The organism is Leifsonia sp. L25 (genome assembly GCF_050632895.1).
The window spans coordinates 429,103-450,031 of sequence record NZ_JBODRZ010000004.1 but is presented as its reverse complement, the minus strand read 5'-3'; the positions used below and the strand labels follow the sequence as shown (position 1 = coordinate 450,031).

The following is a 20,929-nucleotide window of genomic DNA, read 5'->3' as shown; positions in this document are numbered from 1 at the left end:
CCCGCCGATACAGACCATCGGCACGCTTGCGCCCGATGTTAGGCGCGCGATGGCGCGGATCCGGGATGCGACTTACCGCTTCATTGCGCCCTGTCAGTATTCCCCGTACTGGGGTAGGTGCTGCCCCGTAATGGGGGCAGTGAGGGCGCCATCCCGGTGGTCGGGGATTGTTACCGTGAACAACGAAAGACCCCTAGCACCGCGCTCGGCACCCGACTAAGCCCGAGCGTCCACCGCACCGCCCGAGTACTTGAGAGACGCCTCCCCGAAAGAGGTCGTCGCAACGTATCCGTCCGATGAAGAGGGGTCGCCCAGCGTGAACCGGAACGAACGCAACGCGCTCGTCGTCGAGAACCTGCCGCTCGTCGGCTACCTGGTCTCCGACCTGTGCTCGCGCGCCACGCACCTGTCCCGCGACGATCTCGCGTCCGCCGGGGCCGTGGCCCTCGTGCAGGCCGCGGACGCCTTCGACGCCGGCACCGGCGTCCCGTTCGGCGCCTACGCCCGCACCCGGATCGTGGGCGCGCTCGCCGACGAGCTGCGCGCCTCCGACTGGGCCACCCGCGGCGCCCGCAAGCGCATCAAGCAGACGCTGGCCGTGCAGGAGAGCCTGACCGCATCCCTCGGCCGTGCGCCGAGCGTCGACGAGATCGCGAACGCCCTCGGCGTCGACCGCGAGACCGCCGCGGCCGGCCTGGCAGACGCCTCGCGGACGGTCAGCGCGCTCGACGAGACCATCGAGCCCCTGCTGGTCTCCGGCACGATCGGCCCGGAGGAGTCCCTGCTGGCCGACGAGCAGACCGCCTACGTGCGCGCGGCCGTCGCCGCACTCCCCGACCGGATGCGGTCCATCGTCGAGGCCATCTACTTCGACGACCGCACCGTGACCGAGATCGCGGAAGAGCTCGGCATCACGCACTCCGCCGTCTCCCAGCAGCGCTCCGAGGCCGTGCGCCTCATGCGCGAGGGGATGGCGACCCACTACGCCGACGAGGGAGACCCCGTCGTGATCGAGGCGAAGACCTCGCAGGCCCGGCGCAGCGCCTATCTGGCGCGTCTCGCCCAGCATGCGGTCGCCGGGGTCTCCCGCCTTCCCCCACGTCGCCGAGCTCGGTGCGGGCGTCCTGAGACGCACCGCTAACGGGACGGCAACGACAGCCGATAGAGGCTGATGCGGACCACGGAAGGGCCGCGAACCACCACCCAGTCATGGAGGAAACATCATGGGTATGCAGATCAACACCAACATCGCGGCGAACAACGCCTACCGCAACCTGAACAACACGCAGGGCGAGCTGTCGAAGTCGCTCGAGAAGCTGTCCAGCGGCCTCCGCATCAACCGTGCGGCGGACGACGCGGCGGGTCTCGCCATCTCGGAGGGCCTGAAGTCGCAGGTCGGCGGTCTCACCGTGGCCGCCCGCAACGCTCAGGACGGCATCAGCGTCGTGCAGACCGCTGAAGGTTCGCTCACCGAGGTCCACTCCATCCTGCAGCGCATGCGCGACCTCGCGGTGCAGGGCGGCAACGACTCGAACAACGCGACCTCGCGCTCGGCGATCAAGACGGAGGCCGACGAGCTGGGCAAGGAGCTCGACCGCATCACGCAGGGCACCAACTTCAACGGGATCGACCTGCTCAAGGGCGGCTCGCTGAACTTCCAGGTGGGCGCCGGCTCGACCGCCAACGACACCATCGCGGTCAACCTGGCCGACGTGGCGACCTCGGTCGGCACGCTGTCCGGCGCGACCGGCGCGACCGGCTTCGACGTCACCAGCAACGCGACGGCGAACACGACCATCACGGCGATCGACACCGCGATCACCGCGATCTCCACCGCCCGTTCGGAGCTCGGCGCCTCGCAGAACCGCTTCGAGTCGGCCGTTCGCAGCCTCAACGTCTCCAAGGAGAACCTGTCGGCCGCGTCCAGCCGCATCACCGACACCGACATGGCGGAGGAGATGGTGAAGTACACGCGCTCCAACATCCTGTCGCAGGCCGGCACGGCGATGCTCGCTCAGGCGAACCAGTCCAACCAGGGCGTGCTGCAGCTGCTCCGCTGATAGGCCCGGCGGCCGGAGCGCAGACCCCAAAGCGCGCTCCGGCCGCCGAACCACCCGCACCATCGTCGTAGGAGGGAGACCGGCCCATGGGCATGGCCGTCGACGGGCTGATCAGCGGCCTGCAGACCACCAGTCTGATCAACAGCCTCATGCAGGCGGAGGCGATTCCGCAGACCCTGCTGAAGAGCAAGGTCGCCGACTCCACCACCTACATCACCGCGATGCAGGCCCTCAACACGAAGGTCGCCGCGCTGGCCGACTCGGCCGCGAAGCTCGCGAAGCCGGCGGGCACCGACCTCCACACCGCCACCTCCAGCTCCACCGCCGTCACCGCGACCGCGGGCACCGGAGCCGTGGACGGCACCATCGACTTCACCGTGGACACGCTGGCCCAGTCGCAGGTCACGGTGACCGGCCCGCTCACCCAGTGGCCCGACCAGCCCCCGACGCTGACCTTCGTCGCGTCCGACGGGACCATGAAGCAGGTGACGGCCGGCAGCTCCTCGCTCGCCGATGTCGCCGCCGCGATCAACCAGGCGGGGTGTCGGCGTCAGCGCCACCCAGGTCGCCGCCGGGCTCGATCCGGCCACCGGGCAGCAGCTCTACCGTCTGCAGCTGAGCTCCACCAAGACCGGCACGGCCGGCGCCTTCACCGCCTACCGCGGCACGACGGCCGACGTCACCGCGGGCACCGCCACGAACCTCCTCTCCGATCCGGGCGCCGCGCAGGTGCGGGCCGCTCAGGATGCGCAGCTCACCCTGTGGGCAGGGACCGGCGCCGCACAGACCGTCACCAGCTCCACCAACACGTTCTCGGACGTCCTCCCGGGCGTCGCCGTGACGGTGACCGCCGCCTCCGCCACCCCGGTCACGCTGACCGTCGCGCGCGACGACAAGAGCCTGACCGCCGCCGCGAGCTCGCTCGTCTCGAGCGTGAACGACATCTTCACCCTGATCGCGTCGAAGCAGGCGGTCGCCACCACCACCGACGCGGCAGGCGGGACGGTCGTCACCGGCGGCCCGTTCACCGGCGACTCGACCACGCGCGACGTCAACCAGAAGCTGGTGGATGCGATCAGCGCGCCGGTCAACGGAGTGTCGCCGTCCACGTACGGCATCAGCATCCAGCGCGACGGCACGGTGGCCTTCGACGACAAGGTGTTCGGCGCGGCCATGGCGGCCGACCCGGTCACGGTGAAAGCGGCGCTCACCACCATCGCGCAGCGGGTCGCCGACGCCTCCACGGCCGCCAGCGACACCTACACGGGCTCCCTCTCTGCGGATCAAGGGCGAGCAGTCGACCGTCAAAGACCTCAACGACCAGATCACCGACTGGGACACGCGGCTCACCGACCGGCGGTCCACCCTCGAGAAGACGTACGCGAACCTCGAGGTGCAGCTGCAGCAGCTCCAGTCCCAGTCCTCCTGGCTGACCGGCCAGCTCTCCTCCCTCCCGACTGCGAGCGCCTGATGAACGTCCTCACCTCCGCTGCCGCCAAGCTCTCCGCGTACAACCGCGACAGCGTCCTCTCGGCGAGCCCCGCCCGGCTGCTGACCATGCTGTACGACCGGCTGCTGCTCGACCTGACCCGCGGCGAGGCCGCACTTCAGGCGACGGAGTGGCCGACCGCGTGGGAGAACCTGCGCCACGCCGACCAGATCGTGGCCGAGCTCGCCGGGTCGCTCCGGGTGGACCTGTGGGACGGCGCCGACGGTCTCCTGCAGCTGTACGGGTACCTCGCCGACCTCATCGTCGGCGGGATGATCGAGCGCGACGCCGGCAAGGTGCGCGAGGCGATCGAGCTGGCCGAGCCGCTGCGGCAGACCTGGCACGAGGCGGCCCGCCTGCTCCCGGCAGCGACGACCGGCGAGGCGGATCGTGACCTCGGAGTCGCCTGACGCCGTCCGCGAGGACGAACCGCTGCACGAGGGCGTTCTCGGCTGGTCCGACGCCCTCGACCGCATGGAGAGCGAGCTGCATGGAGCGCTCGCGCAGGTGGACCCCGTGCCGTGGCGTCCGCCCATCGGGTTGGGTCCGATCCTGCCCGAGTTGCAGGAGCGCGCGGCGCGCCTGCTCGAGGCGCAATTGCACACGGCGCGGTACCTGGAGGACGTCAGACAGACGACCGCGAGGCACCTGGCGGCGGTGCGGGCGGTCCCCCGCTCGGAGGCCGGGCCGCATCCGGTCTACTTCGATCTGATCGGCTGACCCCCTGGCGAGGCCCCTCGCTGTACCCCGGCGCGGCGACGCCTGCGACAGCGCAGCGGCGACTCTGCCGCGTCCGCTGCCTTATGGGTTGTCCACCTGTGGATAACTCTGTTGAGAACTCGTGGATGAATGCATTGCGGGTGTGGAGGACACGCGCGGGATGTGCGGTTTCTCAGATTCTCAGAAAACCAAAGATGCCCCTGACCTGGAGTTTTCCGCTGTCTCACGCGCATTCGAACGTTTCTTCGAAAACACATGGTTGTAATTCACACCGGGGTACAAGCTGTGGATGACGGTGTGGGAATCGCGCAGCGAATGTCCCCTGAACGCGGTATCTAACGGCGGGGGAGAGGCGGCCGATAGCTCTGTACGAGCACGGATCGCTCATCGACTGGCCACGGATGGGCCGCCCCACGACCCTGGAGTGCAGCTGTGCTCGAATCCGTGACCAGCGCCGCCCTCGCGAGCGCCCTCGACGGCCTCGCCGCGCGCCAACGCGCCATCGCCAACAACATCGCCAACGTCAACACGCCGGGCTACACCGCCGAGCGCGTGACGTTCGAAGACGCTCTCGCCGCCTCCGTCGCCGCCCACGACGGGCACACCACCGCGACCATGGCGCGTTCGCTGGAGCCGACGCGGCTCGACGGCAACAACGTGAACCTCGACACCGAGACGCTCTCGAACGTCGACACGGTGCTGCGCTTCCAGTTCGCCCGCAGGCCGCGGGCAACCAGTTCTCCGCCATCCGCGCCGCCCTCAAGACCACCTGAATCCCGGATTCGACCTCAAGGAGCATGACGTGACCTTCGACGCCATCGGGATCGCCGGCACCGGCCTGACCCTGCACCGGAAGTGGCTGGACGCCATCTCGGACAACATCGCCAACATCAACACGGCCAAGCCGACCGACGGCGCGGCCTTCCAGGCGCGCTACATCGTGGCCCAGGAGGGGGAGGGCGTGTCCGGCGCGTACGTCGCGGGCGCCGCCTACGGAAGCGCGGAGGGCCGGCTCGTCTACGAGCCCGACAACCCCGTCGCCGACGCCAAGGGCTACGTGCGCTACCCCGATATCGACCTGTCCGAGCAGATGGGCGCGCTCATCATGGCGCAGCGCGGGTATCAGGCCAACGCCGGCGTCGTGGACCGCGCCAAGGAGACCTATCAGGCCGCCCTGCAGATCGGAAAGAACTGATGCCCATCCCCGCTATCGGCGCGCTCTCCGGCGTCACCGCATCCACCGGCGTCACTCCCGCCTCGGCGCCCACCGGCACCGGGGGAGCGGCCTTCGGAAACGCCCTCACGGGCGCCGTCGACGATCTGCAGCGGCTGCAGGGCACGAGTGACAAGCTCGCGATCCAGGCCGTCACCGGCAACCTGGACGACATCCACAACGCGACGCTCGCATCCACCCGCGCGCAGGTCACCCTCGAGCTGATCTCGGGCGTCCGCAACAAGGCCGTCGACGCGTTCAACGAGATCATGCGGATGCAGGCCTGATGCCCCAGCAGGTGACGAGCTTCTTCCGGCGGATCGGCGACTCGATCCGCGGCTTCAGCGTGGCCCAGCGGGTCATCGCTCTCATCGGCGTGGCCGTGGTCGCGCTCGGGATCACCGGCATCTCGATGTGGGCGGCGCAGCCGTCGTACACGCCGCTCTTCTCCGGGGTCGCGGCCTCCGACGCCTCGGCGATCGTCGACCAGTTGCGCACGGACGGCGTGCCGTACCAGCTCACCGATGGCGGCTCGACCATCCTCGTGCCGCAGGAGAAGGTCTACGACGAGCGCCTGAAGGCCGCATCGGCCGGGCTGCCCGCGTCGAACACCGGCGGGTACTCGCTGCTCGACAAGATGGGCGTCACCTCGTCCGAGTTCCAGCAGAACGTCACGTACAAGCGCGCGATGGAGGGCGAGCTCGGCAGCACGATCGGCGCGATGAAGGGCGTCAAGACGGCCTCCGTGCGGCTGGCGATCCCGCAGGAGACGGTGTTCGCCGCCGAGAAGAAGGATCCGACGGCGTCCGTCTTCGTCGAGACGCAGGCCGGGGTGACGCTCAGCGCGGACCAGGTGCAGGCGATCGTGCACCTGGTCAGCGCCGCCGTCCCGGACATGAAGCCCACGGACGTCGCGGTGGTCGACGCCGACGGCACGGTGCTCAGCACGGTCGGCGGCGGCGCCACCGGGGGAGCGGACAAGCAGGCCAGCGACTACTACGAGACCCGCGTGAAGTCGGCCGTGCAGGAGATGCTCGACAAGGTGGTCGGCGTGGGCAATGCGACCGTCGCGGTCGCCGCGGATGTCAGCACCGAGACGGCGCAGCGCACGGAGGAGTCGTTCACGGCCCCGACGAACGCGCCGTCGCTGAGCGAGAGCACCCAGAAGGAGACGTACACAGGCACGGGGAGCGGCTCGAGCGCCGGCGTGCTCGGCCCGGACAACATCGCGGTGCCCAACGGCGGCAACGGCAACGGGACGTTCAACTCGGAGTCGAGCACGAAGGACAACGCGGTCGACAGAAGGTCACCGAGCAGCGCACCATCCCGGCCGGCGCCATCAACCGCCAGGACCGTCTCGGTCGCGCTCAACTCGGACGCGGTGGGCAGCGTCAGCGCCAACGAGATCCGCAACCTGGTGAACGCGGCCGCGGGCATCGACGTCAAGCGCGGCGACTCGGTCAGCGTCGAGATGGTGCCGTTCAGCAAGGCGGGCGCCACCGAGGCGGCGAAGGCGCTGAAGGAGGCGAAGGATGCCGCGGCGGCCGACCAGCTGACGAGCATCATCCGCACCTCCCTCATCGCCGGGGCCATCGTCGCGGCCGCGATCATCGCGTTCGCGCTCGTCCGCCGCAGCCGCCGCCGCGCCGCCGAGACCGCAGAACTGGCGGCGGACGCGGACACGCCTGCTCTCGGCGCCGGCATGTTCCCGATCGCCCTGGAGCAGGCCGCGCCGACCGTCCCGATGCAGCTCGACCCGCTGCCGGACCCGACGCCCGACCCGGCCGAGCTCGAGGCCGACCGGCGCAAAGCCGAGATCGAGGCCCTCGCCGAGCGCGACCCGCAGCGGACCGCCGAGTTCCTGCGCAGCCTCATGGATGACAGGGCCGGCGTATGAACGCGACGCTGACCGGCGCGCAGAAGGTCGCCGTCGTGCTGATGAACATGGATCAGCAGCGCGCCGCCCAGGTGATGAAGCAGTTCTCCGACGAGGAGGCCGACGAGATCACCGCGGAGATCCTGCGGATGCGCCGCGTCGACGCCGGGGTCGCCGAGAAGGCGCTGAACGAGTTCCACGACCTCGCGACCCGCGGCACGGTGACCACGCGCGGCGGCCGCGACATCGCGGTGGGGCTGCTGGAGGCCTCGTTCGGCGCGGAGCGCGCCACGGGCGTGCTGGCCCGCGTCGCCTCCAACCTGGCCGGCAAGCAGTTCGAGTTCCTCGACGCGATCGAGCCCGCCCAGGTGCAGATGCTGTTGGCGGGGGAGCTGCCGCAGACCAGCGCCCTCGTGCTCGCCCACCTGCGCGCGGATCACGCGTCGCGCATCCTCACCGGGCTGGATGAGCGCGCACGCACCGAGGTCGCGCACGCCATCGCGACGATGGGATCGCCCAGCCCGGATGCGGTCCGCGTCGTCGCGGAGACGCTGAAGCAGCGCGCCGGCGCTGTCGGTTCGGCGCGCGCCGCCTCCGACGCGGTCGGCGGAGTGCAGCCCTGGTCGACATCATCAACCGCTCCGACGCCGCCACCGAGAAGGCCCTGCTGGAGGCGCTGGAGCAGCGCGACCCGCAGCTCGCCGAGGAGGTGCGGTCGCGCATGCTCACCTTCGGCGACATCGTCCGGCTCGAGGCGCGCGACGTGCAGCAGGTGCTGCGCGGGGTGGATGCGGCGGTGCTCGCCGTCGCCATGAAGGGCGCCGCCGAGGCGGTCACCGAGATCATCACGACGAACCTGTCGGAGCGCAACCGCGAGATCCTCGAGGACGAGGTGCGCATCCTGGGCCCGGTGCGGATCTCGCAGGTCGAGGACGCCCGGGCGGAGATCGTGCGCGCCATCCGCGACCTGGAGGCCGCCGGCGCGATCACCGTGCAGCGCGGGGACGAGGACGCATATGTCGAGTGAGGCCGCGCTCGCCTTCGAGCCGCTCGCCGTCCCGGTCGTCGCCGCGACGGAGCACGAGCGTGCCGCGATGGCGGCCGCGCGCTCGCGCGGCTACGCGGCCGGCTTCGCGGAGGGCCGTCGCGCCGCCGCCCAGGAGCAGGCGCGCTGGCTCGCCGCGGCGGAGGACGCCCGCGCGGCGGAGAGTGCTGAGGCCGCCGACCGGGTCGCGCTGCTCGCCTCGGCGTTGCGCGCGGCGGCCGTCGAGCTGCGCGAGGCGACCGTGCCCGTGCTGGCGGACGCGGAGGCCACCCTGGTGGATGCGGCCTTCGAGCTGGCGACGACGGTGGTCGGTGTCGCGCTCGAGGATCGCGTCGCGGCCGCACGCGCGGCCGTCGCCCGGGTCGTCGCGGCGGCCGACGGGGGAGCGCTGCCGATCGTGCGGCTGCACCCGGACGACGTCGCGGACCTCCGCCGGGCGGGAGCCGTCTCCGAGGACCTGCGCCTGGTGGCCGACCCCGCGCTGAGCCGCGGGGACGCGATCGGCGAGCTGCCGGGCGGATGGCTGGATGCGCGCATCCAGGAGGCGCTTCTGCGGGCGCGGGAGGCGCTATCGTGAGCGCGCTGCTGAATCGCTGGGGGACCGCCGTCGAGGCGGCCGCGGTCGAGCGCGTCGGCCGGGTGACCGGTGTGGTCGGGCTGGGCGCCGAGCTCGAAGGCGTGCGTGCGGCGATCGGCGACGTCGTCGTGATCGGCGACGAGCCCGGCGTGCACGCCGAGGTGGTGGCGACCACGTCGGACCGCGTGCGCGTCATGCCGTACGGGTCCCTGGCCGGGGTGGCTGCGGGCGCTCCGGCGCGGGCCGTGCGCGCACCGCTGCTGGTGCCGACCGGCCGCGGGATGCTCGGCCGCGTCATCGACGCCCTCGGCCGCCCCATCGACGGAAAGGGCCCTGATCGAGCCGGAGGGCTTCGTCGCGCTCGGCAACCGCGCGCCCGACGCGATGCGCCGCGCGCGCATCCTGCAGCCCCTCGGCCTGGGGGTGCGGGTGCTCGACACGATGGTGACCGTCGGGCGCGGCCAGCGCCTCGGACTGTTCGCCGGCTCGGGCGTCGGCAAGTCGTCGCTGCTGTCGATGATCGCGCGCGGGACGGACGCGCAGGTGTCGGTCATCGCGCTGGTGGGGGAGCGCGGGCGCGAGGTGCGCGAGTTCCTCGAAGACGACCTCGGGCCCGAGGGCCTGGCGCGCTCCGTCGTCGTCGTGGCGACCTCCGACGAGCCGGCCGTGATGCGCCTGCGCGCGGCGTTCGCGGCCACCCGCATCGCGGAGGCGTTCCGCGATCAGGGCGCCGACGTGGTGCTGATGATGGACTCCGCTGACGCGCGTCGCCATGGCGCAGCGCGAGATCGGCCTGTCGGCGGGCGAACCGCCCGCGACCCGCGGCTATCCGCCCTCGACGTTCTCGCTGCTCGCGCAGCTGCTCGAACGCGCCGGCACCGGCGAGACGGGCTCGATCACCGGCCTCTACACGGTGCTCGTCGACGGCGACGACCACAACGAGCCGATCGCCGACGCCGCCCGCAGCATCCTCGACGGCCACGTCGTGCTCGACAGGAAACTCTCCGTGATCGGCCATTTCCCGTCCGTCGACGTTCTCGGCTCGGTCTCGCGCCTCGCCTCGCGGGTGACCACCCCGCAGCAGCGGGCGGCCGCGGTCGCGCTGCGCAGCATCCTCGCCGCCAAGGTGGCCGCGCAGGACCTGCTCGACGTGGGCGCGTACAAGCCGGGCACCAACCCGAAGGTGGATGCCGCCGTCGCGCACGCGGACGCGATCGACGCGTTCCTGCGCCAGGGGATCGGCGAACCGGCTGCGGCGGCGGAGTCGTGGGCGCGCCTGGACGGGCTCATCGGAATGCTGGGAGGCGCGTGATGGCACGGGCGTTCGCACTGGCGGGGCTGCTGCGGCTGCGGCAGATCGAGAAGGAGCACGCGGCGAGCGATCTCGCCGCGGCCAACGCGCTGCGGCGGGATGCGGGGGAGCGGCAGGCGCGCGCCATCGCGGCCCTGCATGCCGTGCCGGTCGAGGCGACCGACTCGGGCACGCTCTTCGCGATGGCCGCGGCGCGTGCATCCAGCCGCAGCATGCTCGCCGACCTGGACGCGCTCGCCGCACAGACCGAGGCGCACGCCGAGGTCGCGCAGCAGGCGTTCACAGAGGCGAAGAAGCGCGCGGTCGGGCTGGAGAAGCTCGAGACGCGGCACCGCGAGGGCGTCGTCGCCGGCGACCTCAGCGCCGAGCAGGCGGCCATCGACGAGGTCGCGACCGGCGCGTGGCAGCGCGCCCGCGGAGGGGGAGACGCATGACCGTGACGGATGCGATCGGGCGGATCGCGCAGATCCAGGCGACGCTGGTGCAGCTGGACGGCGGGGCGGCGGCCACCACCCGGACGTCGGGGACCGCGGGCTCCTCGGGCGCGTCGGCGACGAGCGCGGCCGGCGGAACCTCGGCGAGCGACTTCGCGGCGGCGCTGAACGGAGCGATGGGAGCGACGGATGCCGCGCCGACGGGCGCCGTGACCGGCTCGGACGTCGTGAACGATGCCAAGAAGTACCTCGGCGTGCCGTACGTCTTCGGCGGCACCAGCGCGTCGGGGCTCGACTGCTCCGGTCTCGTCCAGCGCGTGTTCAAGGACCTCGGGATCGACGTGCCGCGTCTCGTCTCGGGCCAGTCGACGGTGGGCACGAAGGTCCCCTCGCTCGCACAGGCGCAGCCCGGCGACCTGATCGTCACCAACGGCGGCGAGCACATCGTCATCTACGCGGGCGACGGCAAGGTCATCCACGCGCCGAGCGAAGGGCGGAACGTGAGCCTCGTGAACAACTGGATGAGCGACTCCGACATCGTGACCATCCGCCGGGTCGTGCCGCAGGCGGCGCCCGCGGCCCCCACTGCGACGGGGCTGGCGGCTGCCGGCCTCGGCGGCACGTCCACCGCGCAGGCCGACATGCTGCGGTCGCTGTTCGCGTCCCTCACGCAGAGCGGCTCGCTGTGAGCCCGGCGACGGTGACGGCGGCGCCCCCGGCGGTCACGACAGGACGTACGGCGGCGCACGGGCCGGCCTCCTCGGCGAAGGGCTCGGGCGACGCGTTCGACGCCTTCCTCCAGGGCGCCGTGGATGCGGGGCCCCGGAATGCGCAGGCGGACGCACGAACCGCAGCCGGTCGCCCCGCGGCCCGCGGCGGCCACGCCGTGCACGCGAAGGATGCGGCGGCCGGGACGCAGCAGGATGCCGCCGCCACCACCAGCGATCAGAAGACGGACGCTGCCGCGAAGGGCTCGGACGTGGGCACTGCTGTGACCGCTCCGGTCGACACGGCAGCGGTCGTAGCGATGACGCCCGTCGATGCGACGGCGGTCGTGGCGGTGGATGCGCTCGCCGCGCCCCCGGCGACGGTCGCGACGGAGCCGTCGGCCGACGTCCCCGCAGTTCCGACGGCTCCTGCCTCGGTGTCGGCGCCGGTCGCCCCCGCCGCCCTCGCCGTTGCAGTCGCCGATGTCACGCCGCAGCCGGCGGTCGCCGCGGGCCCGGCGGCGGAAGGCACGCCGGCGGCGACGGTCGGCGCGCCGGCCAAGCCGTCCCCCGCGACCCGGACGGCCCCCGCGTCGGCCCTGACTGCGGGTGCCGCCTCCGGGAGCGCCGGCAGCCGCATCCGCCGCTTCTCCCGCACCCACTGTCTCCGGTGCCGCTGGCGGCACGATGAGCGCTGCGAACGCTTCCCCGGCGATAGCCGGTTCCGGCGATGACGCCGCGGCGCCCGCACAGCGCACCGTCGCCGCAGCTGCTCACCTCCCGCAACAGGAGCCGTCTCCTGGCCGCGCCGACCGCGGCGCCGTCCGCATCCACACCGCCGACGATCGTGGCGACCGCAACCCCGGCATCCGGCCGCCCGAAGCCGACCCCGGCCGACGTCGCCGCACCCGCATCGGCGACCCCGGCCGCGGCGGCCCCGCCCTCGCCGAGCGCACCCTCGCCGCGCAACCCGTCTCGGCACCCGCGCCCGCCGCGGCGCCCGCGCCCGCCGCATCCACCGCTCCGCCGCTCGCCGGCCAGCTCGCCCGCCCGGTGTTCACCCTCGCGGCCGCCGGGGCGGGGAGCACGTCATGGTCGTGCACGTCCGGCCGGACACCCTCGGACCCGTCACCGTGCGCGCGCATGTGGGCGGCGAAGGCGTCCGCGTCGAGCTGTTCGCGCCGACCGACGTCGGCCGCGACGCGCTCCGCGCCATCCTGCCGGACCTCCGCCGCGACCTCGCCGGGTCGGGGCTCACCGGCAGCCTCGACCTGTCGTCGCAGAGCCAGCCGTCGCCGCAGCACGACGCTCCCGCCGGTGGCCGTCCGTTCGCGGGCCGGCCCCGTGACGAGCCGCGCGGCACCGCTGCTCGCGCCGCATCCACCTGCTCCACGGCCGCCGCACCCGCGGACGGCCTCGCCCACACCATCGACCTGATCGTCTAGAAGGGAGCCACCGTGGCCGTCGACCCCATCACCGGAACCGATACCGCCTCCACGGGCGGCATCTACTCCACCGCCCCCACGCGCACACCGAAGCAGTCCCTCGACGGCGAGGCGTTCATGCCAGCTGCTGGTCACCCAGCTCCGCAACCAGGACCCGAGCTCGCCGATGGACACCAACCAGATGATCGCCCAGACCACCCAGCTGGCCATGATGGAGAAGCTCACCAACATGGACACCACCGCGCAGGAGGGCTTCGCCCTTCAGATGCGGCAGGCTGCGGCGGCCCTGATCGGCCACACCGTGAGCTACATCGACAAGAAGGGCGACACGCAGACGGGCGTCGCCTCCTCCGTCTCCTACGCGGGCGCCGTCCCGGTCGTCACGATCGGCGACCAGAAGATCGCGCTCGACTCCATCCTCGGCGTGGTCACCCCGTCCACGACGCCCGCGGCGCCGGCGCCGGCCGCCTGACCTCCACCGCACTTCCTCCAGAAAGGACCCACCATGCTCCGCTCGCTCTACTCCGGGATCTCCGGCCTCCGCTCGCACCAGGCCATGCTCGACGTCACCGGCAACAACATCGCCAACGTCAACACCACGGCGTTCAAGGCCTCGGCCGTCCAGTTCCAGGACACCTCTCTCAGCTGGTCAAGGGCGCCGGCGGCGCGCAGGCCGAGACCGGCGGCACCAACCCCGCCCAGATCGGCCTCGGCGTGCTGGTGGCGGGTATCTCCACCAACTTCACCCAGGGCGCCGCGCAGGCGACCGGCCGCTCCACCGACATGATGATCAACGGCGACGGCTTCTTCGTCATGAAGATGGGCGGCGAGACGGTCTACACGCGTGCCGGTTCCCTCGACCCGGATGAGCTCGGCCGCCTCGTCGGCCCGGGCGGCGCCATCCTGCAGGGCTGGAACGCGGTCAACGGCGTCGTGCAGCAGGGCGGCGCGCTCAGCGACATCACCATCCCGCTGAAGGCCGTCACGCCGGCCGCCGCGACCACCGCCGCGACCGTGAACGGCAACCTGCCCTCCGACGCCGCGACCGGCGACCAGCTGGTGCGCGACGTCTCCGTGTACGACGCGAACGGCACCTCCCGCAAGCTCACGCTGACCTTCACCAAGACCGGGACCGGCTGGGATGTGGCGGGAGCGGACGCGTCCGGAGCGACCGGCACCGGCGCGCTCACCTTCACGAACGGCGTGCTCACCGCGGGCGGGTCGCTGACCGTCGGCGGCGTCGCGGTGAACCTGTCGTCCGTTACCGGCTACTCGGGCATCACCTCGGTCGCCTTCAAGGACCAGAACGGCCGCGCGGCCGGCACGCTCGAATCCTTCTCGCTCGACAAGGACGGCACCATCACCGGCCTGTTCTCGAACGGCGACAAGCAGGCCGTCGGCCGCATCGCGCTTCGCGACCTTCGTGAACCCCGGGCGGTCTCGAGAAGGCGGGCGGCTCGACCTACCGCGCGACCGTCAACTCCGGCACGGCCCAGCTCGGCGGACCGGGCGAGGACGGCCTCGGCCAGCTGCAAGGCGGCTCGCTGGAGATGTCCAACGTCGACCTCTCGCAGGAGTTCACCAACCTGATCGTCGCCCAGCGCGGCTTCCAGGCGAACGCCCGCATCATCACCACCTCCGACGAGGTGCTGCAGGAGCTCACCAACCTGAAGCGCTGAGCGGGCCCCTGTCGCGCGCGGCTAGGCGGGGAGCAGGTCCTCGAGCAGGGCCTGCACCCGCGCCTTGATGTCGTCGCGGATGGGGCGCACCTCGTCGATCGGCCGGCCGGCCGGGTCGGTGAGGTCCCAGTCCTCGTAGCGCTTCCCCGGGAAGATCGGGCAGGTGTCGCCGCATCCCATCGTGATCACGACGTCCGACTCCTGGACGGCCTCCGTCGTGAGGATCTTCGGGGTGTTGCCCTGGATGTCGATCCCCACCTCGGCCATCGCCTCGATCGCCACCGGGTTGATGCGGTCCTTCGGCTCGGAGCCGGCGGAGAGCACCTCCACGCGGCCGCCCGAGAGCTCGCGCATGAAGCCGGCGGCCATCTGCGAGCGGCCGGCGTTGTGCACGCAGACGAACAGGACGGTCGGCGCGGTGTCGGTCATCGTTCTCCTCATGAAGCGGTGGTGGGCCGTCGCCCGGATCGGACGACGGCCCCTGATCGTGTCAGCAGCAGTCGGGCGAGCACGAGCCGTCCGGAAGCAGCTGACAGTCGTCGGTGTCGCAGCATCCCATGATCATTTCTCCCTTCTTCATCGACGGTTGTCGATGAACACAGGATGAACGCATACATTGACGTTTGTCAATGTATGGCGGAGAATCGGACTATGGCGATGACCGAGCTCCTCCCGTTGCGCGACCTGCAGGCGTGCTGCGCCCCGATCACGAAGGAAGTGATCAGCGACGAGAACGCCCACTCGGTCGCGCGGGCCATGAAGGCGCTCGCCGACCCGGCCCGCCTCCGGCTCCTCTCGATGGTCGCCGCCCACGACGACGGCGAGGCGTGCGTCTGCGACCTCACCGAACCGCTCGGGCTCTCCCAGCCCACGGTGTCACACCACCTGAAGATCCTCGTCGAGACCGGCTACCTCAGCCGCTCGAAGCGCGGGACCTGGGCCTACTACCGTCTCGTCCCCGGATCGCTGGACGCGGTGTCGTCGTTCCTGGGATCGGTCTGAATCGGAGGAGTTCTCGGCCCGATGGTCGCGAGGTGAACTCCATCTCCCGCCACACTCGGCGTGGCGCGACCTGAAGACCTCCGTTTCCGACGCCCCGACCACCTGGCCGCCGGAGCCTCGTAGGCTCGGAGCGTGCCCATCCTCCACGAGCTCGCGCCGACCCTGCTCGGCGTCGCCCTCCTCGCGCTGCTCGCGGTCGCGGTACTGGCCGCCTACCGGGTCCCGCACCGCTGGGCGCCGGCCCTCGCGATCCTCCGGGGCGCGGCCCAGCTGGCGGTCATCAGCGTCGTGCTGGCCGGCGTCATCACGGACCCGCGGTGGGTCGCCCTCGCGCTCCTCGTCATGTTCTCCGTCGCGGCGGCCACGGCGACGCACCGGATCGGATGGTCGGCCCCGCACGCCGTGATGATGGCGACCGCCATGGCGACCGGCGTCGTGGTGTCGTTCTCCGTCGTCTTCCTCACCGGCGCGATCGCCTTCAACGCCCGGTACGCGCTCGCCATCGGCGGCATCGTGATCGGCAACTCGATGAGCATCGCGACGCTCGCCGGCCGGCGGTTCACCGAAGCGGTCCGCGACCACTGGGAGGAGGTGGAGGGATGGCTCGCGCTCGGTGCGTCGCCGCGCCGAGTCCACCCTCGACCAGGCGCGCGGCGCCGTGTACTCGGCGCTCATCCCGTCGGTCGACCAGACCAAGACCACCGGGCTGGTCACCCTTCCGGGCGCGTTCGTCGGCGCGATCTTCGGGGATGTCGCCGTTGGAGGCCGGACGGTTCCAGGTCGTCGTGCTGGCCGCGATCATGGCGGCGGGGCCATCACGGCGGTGATCGTGTCGGCATGGCTGGCGCCGGTGAAGGTGCGGCCGGCGGCCCTGCGCTGAGCGCGGCGACCCGCCCCCTTCCAACGTTGTAAAGTCGTGCTGAGGCACGCGCGAGAGGGGAGCATCCATGGCTGCGACGATGCACGACGTCAGCCGGCTCGCCGGCGTCTCGATCAAGACCGTCTCGAACGTCATCAACGATTACCCGTATGTGCGCGAGGAGACCCGCCGCAAGGTCCTCGACGCGATCGACACGCTCGGCTACACGCCCAACCTCTCCGCGCGCAGCCTGCGCTCCGGGCGCACGAACGTCATCTCGCTGATGATCCCCGACCTCCGGAACGCGTACTTCGCCGAGCTCGCCGACTCCGCTCATGCGCGCCGCTGCCGAGCGCGGGCTCGCGGTGCTGATCGAGCAGTTCGGCGACGATCGTCAGCACGAGATGGATGTGCTGCGACAGCCCCGGGCGCGGATGGTCGACGGCGTGCTCTACAGCGTCCTCACCCTCGACCAGGGCGACGTGGACCTCATCGCCGAGATGACCACCCCGGTCGTCCTGCTCGGGGACCGCATCTTCAACGGCCCGCGCGACCACGTCACCATGCGCAACACCGAGGGCGCCCGGGCCGCGACCAGACCTCATCCGCTCCGGCCGCCGCCGGATCGTCGCGCTGGGCGCGCATCCCGGAGAGGTCATCGGCTCGGCGGCCCTGCGCCTCGAGGGCTACACGCAGGCGCTCGAGGCGGCCGGCATCCCGCTGGACGAGTCGCTCGTGGTCCCGGTCGACTCGTGGCACCGGCGGAACGGCGCCGAGGGGATGCGCGACTTCCTGGCCACCGGAGCGCAATTCGACGGGCTGGTCGCCTTCAATGACGCCATCGCGCTGGGCGCCCTACGCGTGCTGCAGGAGTCGGGTCTGCGCATCCTGGAGGACGTCGCCGTGGTCGGCTTCGACGACATCGACGAGACGCAGTACTCGATGCCGACCCTGTCGACCATCGACCCCGGGCGCGAAGAGATCGCCCGAACCGCGGTCGATCTGCTGATCCGCCGCATCGAGGATCCTCCGAGGTGTTCGTCCCGGAGGAGATCGCGGTGCCCTTCCGCTTGGTCGAGCGCGAGTCCACCGGGACCCCGGAAAAATCCATTTGACACGGTCACATCCGTCCCGCAATATGGACTCTACAACGTTGTAGTACAACGTTGTAGACAAGGAGTGTCACACACCGCGAAGGGAATCCAATGAAGAAGCTCCTTGCAGCGGGCGGCGTGATCGCGGTTGCGGTCGCGGCGCTCACCGGATGTTCCGGAGGCAGCGGCGATGCAGCCAGCTGCCAGAACAAGATCGTGAACTCCGACGCCAAGCAGGTCACCATGTGGGCCTGGTACCCGAACTTCGAGCCGGTCGTCGACCAGTTCAACAAGACGCACAAGGACGTCCAGATCTGCTGGACGAACACAGGCGCGGGCAACGACGAGTACACGAAGTTCTCGACGGCCATCCAGGCCGGCTCCGGCGCGCCGGACGTCGTCATGCTCGAGAGCGAGGTCGTCCCCAGCTACATCGCCGACGGATCCATCGTCAACCTCAGCAAGCTCGGCGCCGACAAGGTCAAGTCGAACTACTCCGAGGGCGCCTGGAGCGACATCAGCAACGGCGGATCCGCCTACGCCATCCCGGTCGACGGCGGCCCGGTCGGCCTCCTCTACCGCAAGGACCTCTTCGACAAGTACGGCCTGACCGTCCCGACCACCTGGGACGAGTACGCGGCCGACGCCGAGAAGATCAAGCAGGCGACCGGCGGCAAGACGCTGATGACCGACTTCAGGGGAACGGCCGCGCCTACCAGACGGCGCTGTTCGCTCAGGCGGGCGCCGCTCCGTTCGAGCTCACCGGCAAGCAGGACATCAAGATCGACCTGAACGACCCGGCAAGCCAGAAGGTGCTCACCTACTGGAACGGCCTCGTCCAGAAGAAGCTCGTCGGCACCGAGGACGCCTCCACCACCGACTACAACACGCACCTCGTCAACGGCACCTACGCCTCGGTGATCGCGGCGGCCTGGCTGCCCGGCTACCTGCAGGGCTTCACCGGCGCCGACAAGACGGCCAAGTGGGCGGTCGCCCCGGTTCCGCAGTGGGACACCGCCAACCCCGTCCAGATCAACATCGGCGGCTCGGCCTTCGCCGTGAGCAAGCAGGCGCAGGACCAGAAGGCGGCCGCCAAGGTGGCGACGGAGATCTTCGGCACCGAGGCGGCCTGGAAGATCGGCATCGAGAAGGCGGCGCTGTTCCCGCTCTGGAAGCCCATCCTCGAGTCCGACTACTTCCAGTCGAAGGCCTACCCGTTCTTCGGCGGCCAGCAGATCAACAAGGATGTGTTCCTCACCGCGGCGACGGACTACAAGGGCTTCCAGTTCAGCCCGTTCCAGAACCTCGTCTACGACAAGCTGACGGACGCGGTCAACGCCACGAACAAGGGCAAGGCCACTCCCCGAGAGGGCGCTCCAGACATACCAGAGCTCCGTCGAGGCGTACGCCAAGCAGCAGGGCTACACCGTCACCAAGTGACGGCACGCGGTGCCCGGGCCGCACACAGCCGCCCGGGCACCGCACCGCATCACCCGTTCCACACCTGAAGGGCTTCACCGATGACCCAAACCGCCGTCGCACCGCCGCGACAGCGCACCGCGCGGACCTCGCCGCCGCGACATGGTCGGCCTCCGCCGAGCGCGCTGGGGGTGGGCGTTCACCGCCCCGTTCGCCGTCTTCCTCGTCGCCTTCCTTCTCATCCCGCTGGTCTACGCGTTCGTGCTGAGCCTTCAGAACACGACGCTCGCCGGCGGAACCTCGTGGGTCGGCTTCGCCAACTACGTCAAGGCGTTCACCGACCCGTTGTTCCTCGACGGCGTCTGGCGCGTGCTGCTCTTCGCCGTGATCGCGATCCCGGCGCAGATGATCGTCGCGCTGATCGCGGCTCTGCTGATCGACGCGCTGACGACGCGCTTCGCCAAGATCTCGCGGCTGCTGATCTTCGTGCCCTACGCCGTGCCGGTCGTCATCGGCGCGCTGATGTGGGGCTTCCTGTACAGCCCGAGCTTCGGGCCGGCGCAGGAGCTCTTCGGCCTGGTCGGACTCCAGGCGCCCAACTTCTTCTCCGACGGCAACGTCTTCGGCTCGCTGGTCAACATCGTGACCTGGCAGTGGGCCGGCTACTACATGATCATCATCTACGCCGCGCTGCAGGGCGTTGACCCGTCGATCTACGAAGCGGCGCGAGTGGATGGCGCGAACGCCTGGCAGATCGCCCTCCGCATCAAGATCCCCATGGTGGCCTCCTCGCTGCTCCTCGTGCTCGTCTTCGCTCTGATCGGAACGCTGCAGTTCTTCAACGAGCCCCAGATGCTGCGCGGGATGGCGTCCGGCTCCATCACCTCCAACTACACGCCGAACATCTACGCCTACACGGTCGCGTTCTCGTACCACCAGTTCAACTACGCGTCGGCGATCGCCTTCGCCCTGGGGCTCGTGATCTTCATCGGGTCGTACGCGTTCATGTTCGCCACGCGCAAGAGAAGTGGACTCATGAAATGACCGCACAACTCGTCGAGCCCGCGGCCGACACGCGCAGCATCGGCACCGGGCGCGCCTTGGGGCCACGCCGGGAGGCGCCGGCCGGCCGCCGCAACGGCCGTCCAGGTCATCCCGCACATCATCCTCGCCGCGTTCATCGTCTACTTCGCGCTGCCGTTCTGGTGGCTGATCGTCGCCAGCACGAAGAGCCAGCAGACGCTGTTCGACGGCAAGACCAGCCCGCTGTGGTTCGGCGGTAAGTTCGACCTGTTCTCTAACCTCTCGTCGCTCTTCACGTACTCCGGCGGCCTGTACGCGCACTGGCTCGGCAACTCGTTCCTGTACGCGATCGCGGGCGGGATCGGCGCCACGGTGCTCTCCGTGCTGGCCGGCTACGGCTTCTCCATGTACGGGTTCCGCGGCCGTCGGCTGTTCTTCGCCGTCGTGCTCGGGTCGGTCATGGTTCCCGCGACGGTTCTCGTCATCCCGCTGTTCGTGCTGATGAGCAGCGCGCACCTGACGAACACCATGTGGGCGGTCATCCTGCCGTCGATGCTGAACCCGTTCGCGGTGTACCTGATGAAGGTGTACACGGATGAGGCCATCCCTCCGGAGATGGTGGATGCGGCCCGCGTCGATGGCGCGGGCGAGCTCCGGATCTTCGCCCGGGTCGCCCTGCCGCTGATGCGCCCGGCCGTGGTGACCGTGCTGCTGCTGTCGGTCGTCGGCACCTGGAACAACTTCTTCCTGCCGCTGGTGATGTTCTCGAACCCGCAGCTCTTCCCGGTGACCGTCGGTCTCGGCGCGCTGCAGGCGCAGGCGCAGGTGAACACCGGGGGCCAGAGCCTCTGGAACCTCGTCATCACCGGCGCACTCATCTCGATCGTGCCGCTGATCGTGTCCTTCCTCACCCTGCAGCGGTACTGGCAGGGTGGGCTCTCGATCGGCAGCGTGAAGTGACCGCGCCACGGCATC

Annotated in this window: 21 protein-coding genes and 8 pseudogenes; 27 read left to right on the top strand and 2 right to left on the bottom strand. The window is 70.7% G+C overall.

The window, feature by feature from the left end; genetic code table 11:
• The first annotated feature begins 316 nt into the window (after positions 1–316).
• The 20 genes and pseudogenes from ACRAWC_RS23255 to ACRAWC_RS23160 all read left to right on the top strand — a co-directional run.
• Positions 317–1,141: a sigma-70 family RNA polymerase sigma factor gene (locus ACRAWC_RS23255; RefSeq protein ID WP_431349776.1), complete on the top strand. Its 825-nt coding sequence runs from the start codon at positions 317–319 to the stop codon at positions 1,139–1,141.
• A gap of 82 nt (positions 1,142–1,223) precedes the next feature.
• A complete protein-coding gene (locus tag ACRAWC_RS23250; protein ID WP_431246100.1) occupies positions 1,224–2,060 on the top strand; it encodes a flagellin in 837 nt (278 codons plus the stop codon).
• A gap of 86 nt (positions 2,061–2,146) precedes the next feature.
• Positions 2,147–2,401 (top strand): annotated as a pseudogene (locus ACRAWC_RS23245) (flagellar cap protein FliD N-terminal domain-containing protein); the annotation flags it as partial.
• 172 nt (positions 2,402–2,573) lie between these two features.
• Positions 2,574–3,959: a flagellar filament capping protein FliD gene (gene fliD / locus ACRAWC_RS23240; protein WP_431349775.1), complete on the top strand. Its 1,386-nt coding sequence runs from the start codon at positions 2,574–2,576 to the stop codon at positions 3,957–3,959.
• The gene (locus tag ACRAWC_RS23235; protein WP_431349774.1) at positions 3,940–4,269 is read left to right on the top strand and encodes a hypothetical protein; all 330 of its coding nucleotides are present in this window, start codon (positions 3,940–3,942) and stop codon (positions 4,267–4,269) included. The genes fliD and ACRAWC_RS23235 overlap by 20 nt, the downstream gene beginning before the upstream one ends.
• A 432-nt stretch (positions 4,270–4,701) precedes the next feature.
• Positions 4,702–5,042: pseudogene (locus ACRAWC_RS23230) on the top strand (flagellar basal body rod protein FlgB).
• Positions 5,043–5,071: 29 nt separating this feature from the next.
• Entirely contained in the window at positions 5,072–5,464 is a 393-nt protein-coding gene (locus tag ACRAWC_RS23225) for a flagellar basal body rod protein FlgC (protein ID WP_431349773.1), read from the top strand.
• Complete coding sequence (gene fliE, locus ACRAWC_RS23220; protein ID WP_431219527.1) at positions 5,464–5,769, top strand: flagellar hook-basal body complex protein FliE; 306 nt, start codon at positions 5,464–5,466, stop codon at positions 5,767–5,769. The genes ACRAWC_RS23225 and fliE overlap by 1 nt, the downstream gene beginning before the upstream one ends.
• Positions 5,769–7,379: a flagellar basal-body MS-ring/collar protein FliF gene (fliF, locus tag ACRAWC_RS23215; RefSeq protein ID WP_431349772.1), complete on the top strand. Its 1,611-nt coding sequence runs from the start codon at positions 5,769–5,771 to the stop codon at positions 7,377–7,379. Before fliE ends, fliF begins: the two co-directional genes overlap by 1 nt.
• Positions 7,376–8,385, top strand: a pseudogene (gene fliG / locus ACRAWC_RS23210) (flagellar motor switch protein FliG). Before fliF ends, fliG begins: the two are co-directional and overlap by 4 nt.
• Entirely contained in the window at positions 8,375–8,980 is a 606-nt protein-coding gene (locus tag ACRAWC_RS23205) for a FliH/SctL family protein (RefSeq protein ID WP_431246096.1), read from the top strand. The pseudogene fliG and the gene ACRAWC_RS23205 overlap by 11 nt, the downstream one beginning before the upstream one ends.
• An 8-nt stretch (positions 8,981–8,988) precedes the next feature.
• A pseudogene (locus ACRAWC_RS23200) lies at positions 8,989–10,292 on the top strand (FliI/YscN family ATPase).
• Complete coding sequence (locus ACRAWC_RS23195) at positions 10,292–10,726, top strand: hypothetical protein (RefSeq protein WP_431349771.1); 435 nt, start codon at positions 10,292–10,294, stop codon at positions 10,724–10,726. Before ACRAWC_RS23200 ends, ACRAWC_RS23195 begins: the two are co-directional and overlap by 1 nt.
• On the top strand, positions 10,723–11,415 hold the full coding sequence (locus ACRAWC_RS23190; protein ID WP_431219523.1) for a C40 family peptidase: 693 nt from the start codon (positions 10,723–10,725) through the stop codon (positions 11,413–11,415). Before ACRAWC_RS23195 ends, ACRAWC_RS23190 begins: the two co-directional genes overlap by 4 nt.
• Positions 11,412–12,167, top strand: a complete 756-nt coding sequence (locus tag ACRAWC_RS23185) for a hypothetical protein (RefSeq protein ID WP_431349770.1) — start codon at positions 11,412–11,414, stop codon at positions 12,165–12,167. The genes ACRAWC_RS23190 and ACRAWC_RS23185 overlap by 4 nt, the downstream gene beginning before the upstream one ends.
• A 357-nt stretch (positions 12,168–12,524) precedes the next feature.
• Positions 12,525–12,878, top strand: a complete 354-nt coding sequence (locus ACRAWC_RS23180; protein WP_431349769.1) for a flagellar hook-length control protein FliK — start codon at positions 12,525–12,527, stop codon at positions 12,876–12,878.
• Between the two features lie 12 nt (positions 12,879–12,890).
• Positions 12,891–13,350: pseudogene (locus tag ACRAWC_RS23175) on the top strand (flagellar hook assembly protein FlgD).
• Positions 13,351–13,383: 33 nt separating this feature from the next.
• The gene (locus ACRAWC_RS23170; protein WP_431349768.1) at positions 13,384–13,665 is read left to right on the top strand and encodes a flagellar basal body protein; all 282 of its coding nucleotides are present in this window, start codon (positions 13,384–13,386) and stop codon (positions 13,663–13,665) included.
• A complete protein-coding gene (locus tag ACRAWC_RS23165) occupies positions 13,593–14,468 on the top strand; it encodes a flagellar hook-basal body complex protein (RefSeq protein WP_431349767.1) in 876 nt (291 codons plus the stop codon). The genes ACRAWC_RS23170 and ACRAWC_RS23165 overlap by 73 nt, the downstream gene beginning before the upstream one ends.
• Positions 14,387–14,557, top strand: a pseudogene (locus ACRAWC_RS23160) (flagellar basal body rod C-terminal domain-containing protein); the annotation flags it as partial. The gene ACRAWC_RS23165 and the pseudogene ACRAWC_RS23160, both read left to right, overlap by 82 nt.
• 21 nt (positions 14,558–14,578) lie before the next feature.
• Here ACRAWC_RS23160 and ACRAWC_RS23155 read toward each other — a convergent pair.
• Positions 14,579–14,986 (bottom strand): arsenate reductase ArsC, encoded by a 408-nt coding sequence (locus ACRAWC_RS23155; protein WP_431246090.1) that lies wholly within the window; start codon positions 14,984–14,986, stop codon positions 14,579–14,581.
• Positions 14,987–15,208: 222 nt separating this feature from the next.
• Here ACRAWC_RS23155 and ACRAWC_RS23150 point away from each other — a divergent pair, with 222 nt between their 5' ends.
• The 6 genes and pseudogenes from ACRAWC_RS23150 to ACRAWC_RS23125 all read left to right on the top strand — a co-directional run bounded on the left by ACRAWC_RS23150 (position 15,209) and on the right by ACRAWC_RS23125 (position 19,975).
• Complete coding sequence (locus ACRAWC_RS23150; protein WP_431219517.1) at positions 15,209–15,559, top strand: metalloregulator ArsR/SmtB family transcription factor; 351 nt, start codon at positions 15,209–15,211, stop codon at positions 15,557–15,559.
• 132 nt (positions 15,560–15,691) lie between these two features.
• Positions 15,692–16,439: pseudogene (locus ACRAWC_RS23145) on the top strand (ABC transporter permease).
• A gap of 67 nt (positions 16,440–16,506) precedes the next feature.
• Positions 16,507–17,533: pseudogene (locus ACRAWC_RS23140) on the top strand (LacI family DNA-binding transcriptional regulator).
• Between the two features lie 90 nt (positions 17,534–17,623).
• Positions 17,624–18,304: an ABC transporter substrate-binding protein gene (locus tag ACRAWC_RS23135; protein ID WP_431349766.1), complete on the top strand. Its 681-nt coding sequence runs from the start codon at positions 17,624–17,626 to the stop codon at positions 18,302–18,304.
• A gap of 20 nt (positions 18,305–18,324) precedes the next feature.
• Positions 18,325–19,020, top strand: a complete 696-nt coding sequence (locus ACRAWC_RS23130) for a hypothetical protein (protein ID WP_431349765.1) — start codon at positions 18,325–18,327, stop codon at positions 19,018–19,020.
• 73 nt (positions 19,021–19,093) lie between these two features.
• Positions 19,094–19,975, top strand: a complete 882-nt coding sequence (locus ACRAWC_RS23125) for a carbohydrate ABC transporter permease (protein WP_431349764.1) — start codon at positions 19,094–19,096, stop codon at positions 19,973–19,975.
• A gap of 140 nt (positions 19,976–20,115) precedes the next feature.
• Here ACRAWC_RS23125 and ACRAWC_RS23120 read toward each other — a convergent pair whose 3' ends face one another.
• Positions 20,116–20,325 (bottom strand): hypothetical protein, encoded by a 210-nt coding sequence (locus ACRAWC_RS23120; protein ID WP_431349763.1) that lies wholly within the window; start codon positions 20,323–20,325, stop codon positions 20,116–20,118.
• Between the two features lies 1 nt (position 20,326).
• Between ACRAWC_RS23120 and ACRAWC_RS23115 the strand changes: the two genes are divergently transcribed.
• Complete coding sequence (locus ACRAWC_RS23115) at positions 20,327–20,914, top strand: carbohydrate ABC transporter permease (RefSeq protein WP_431349762.1); 588 nt, start codon at positions 20,327–20,329, stop codon at positions 20,912–20,914.
• Positions 20,915–20,929 lie beyond the last annotated feature (15 nt).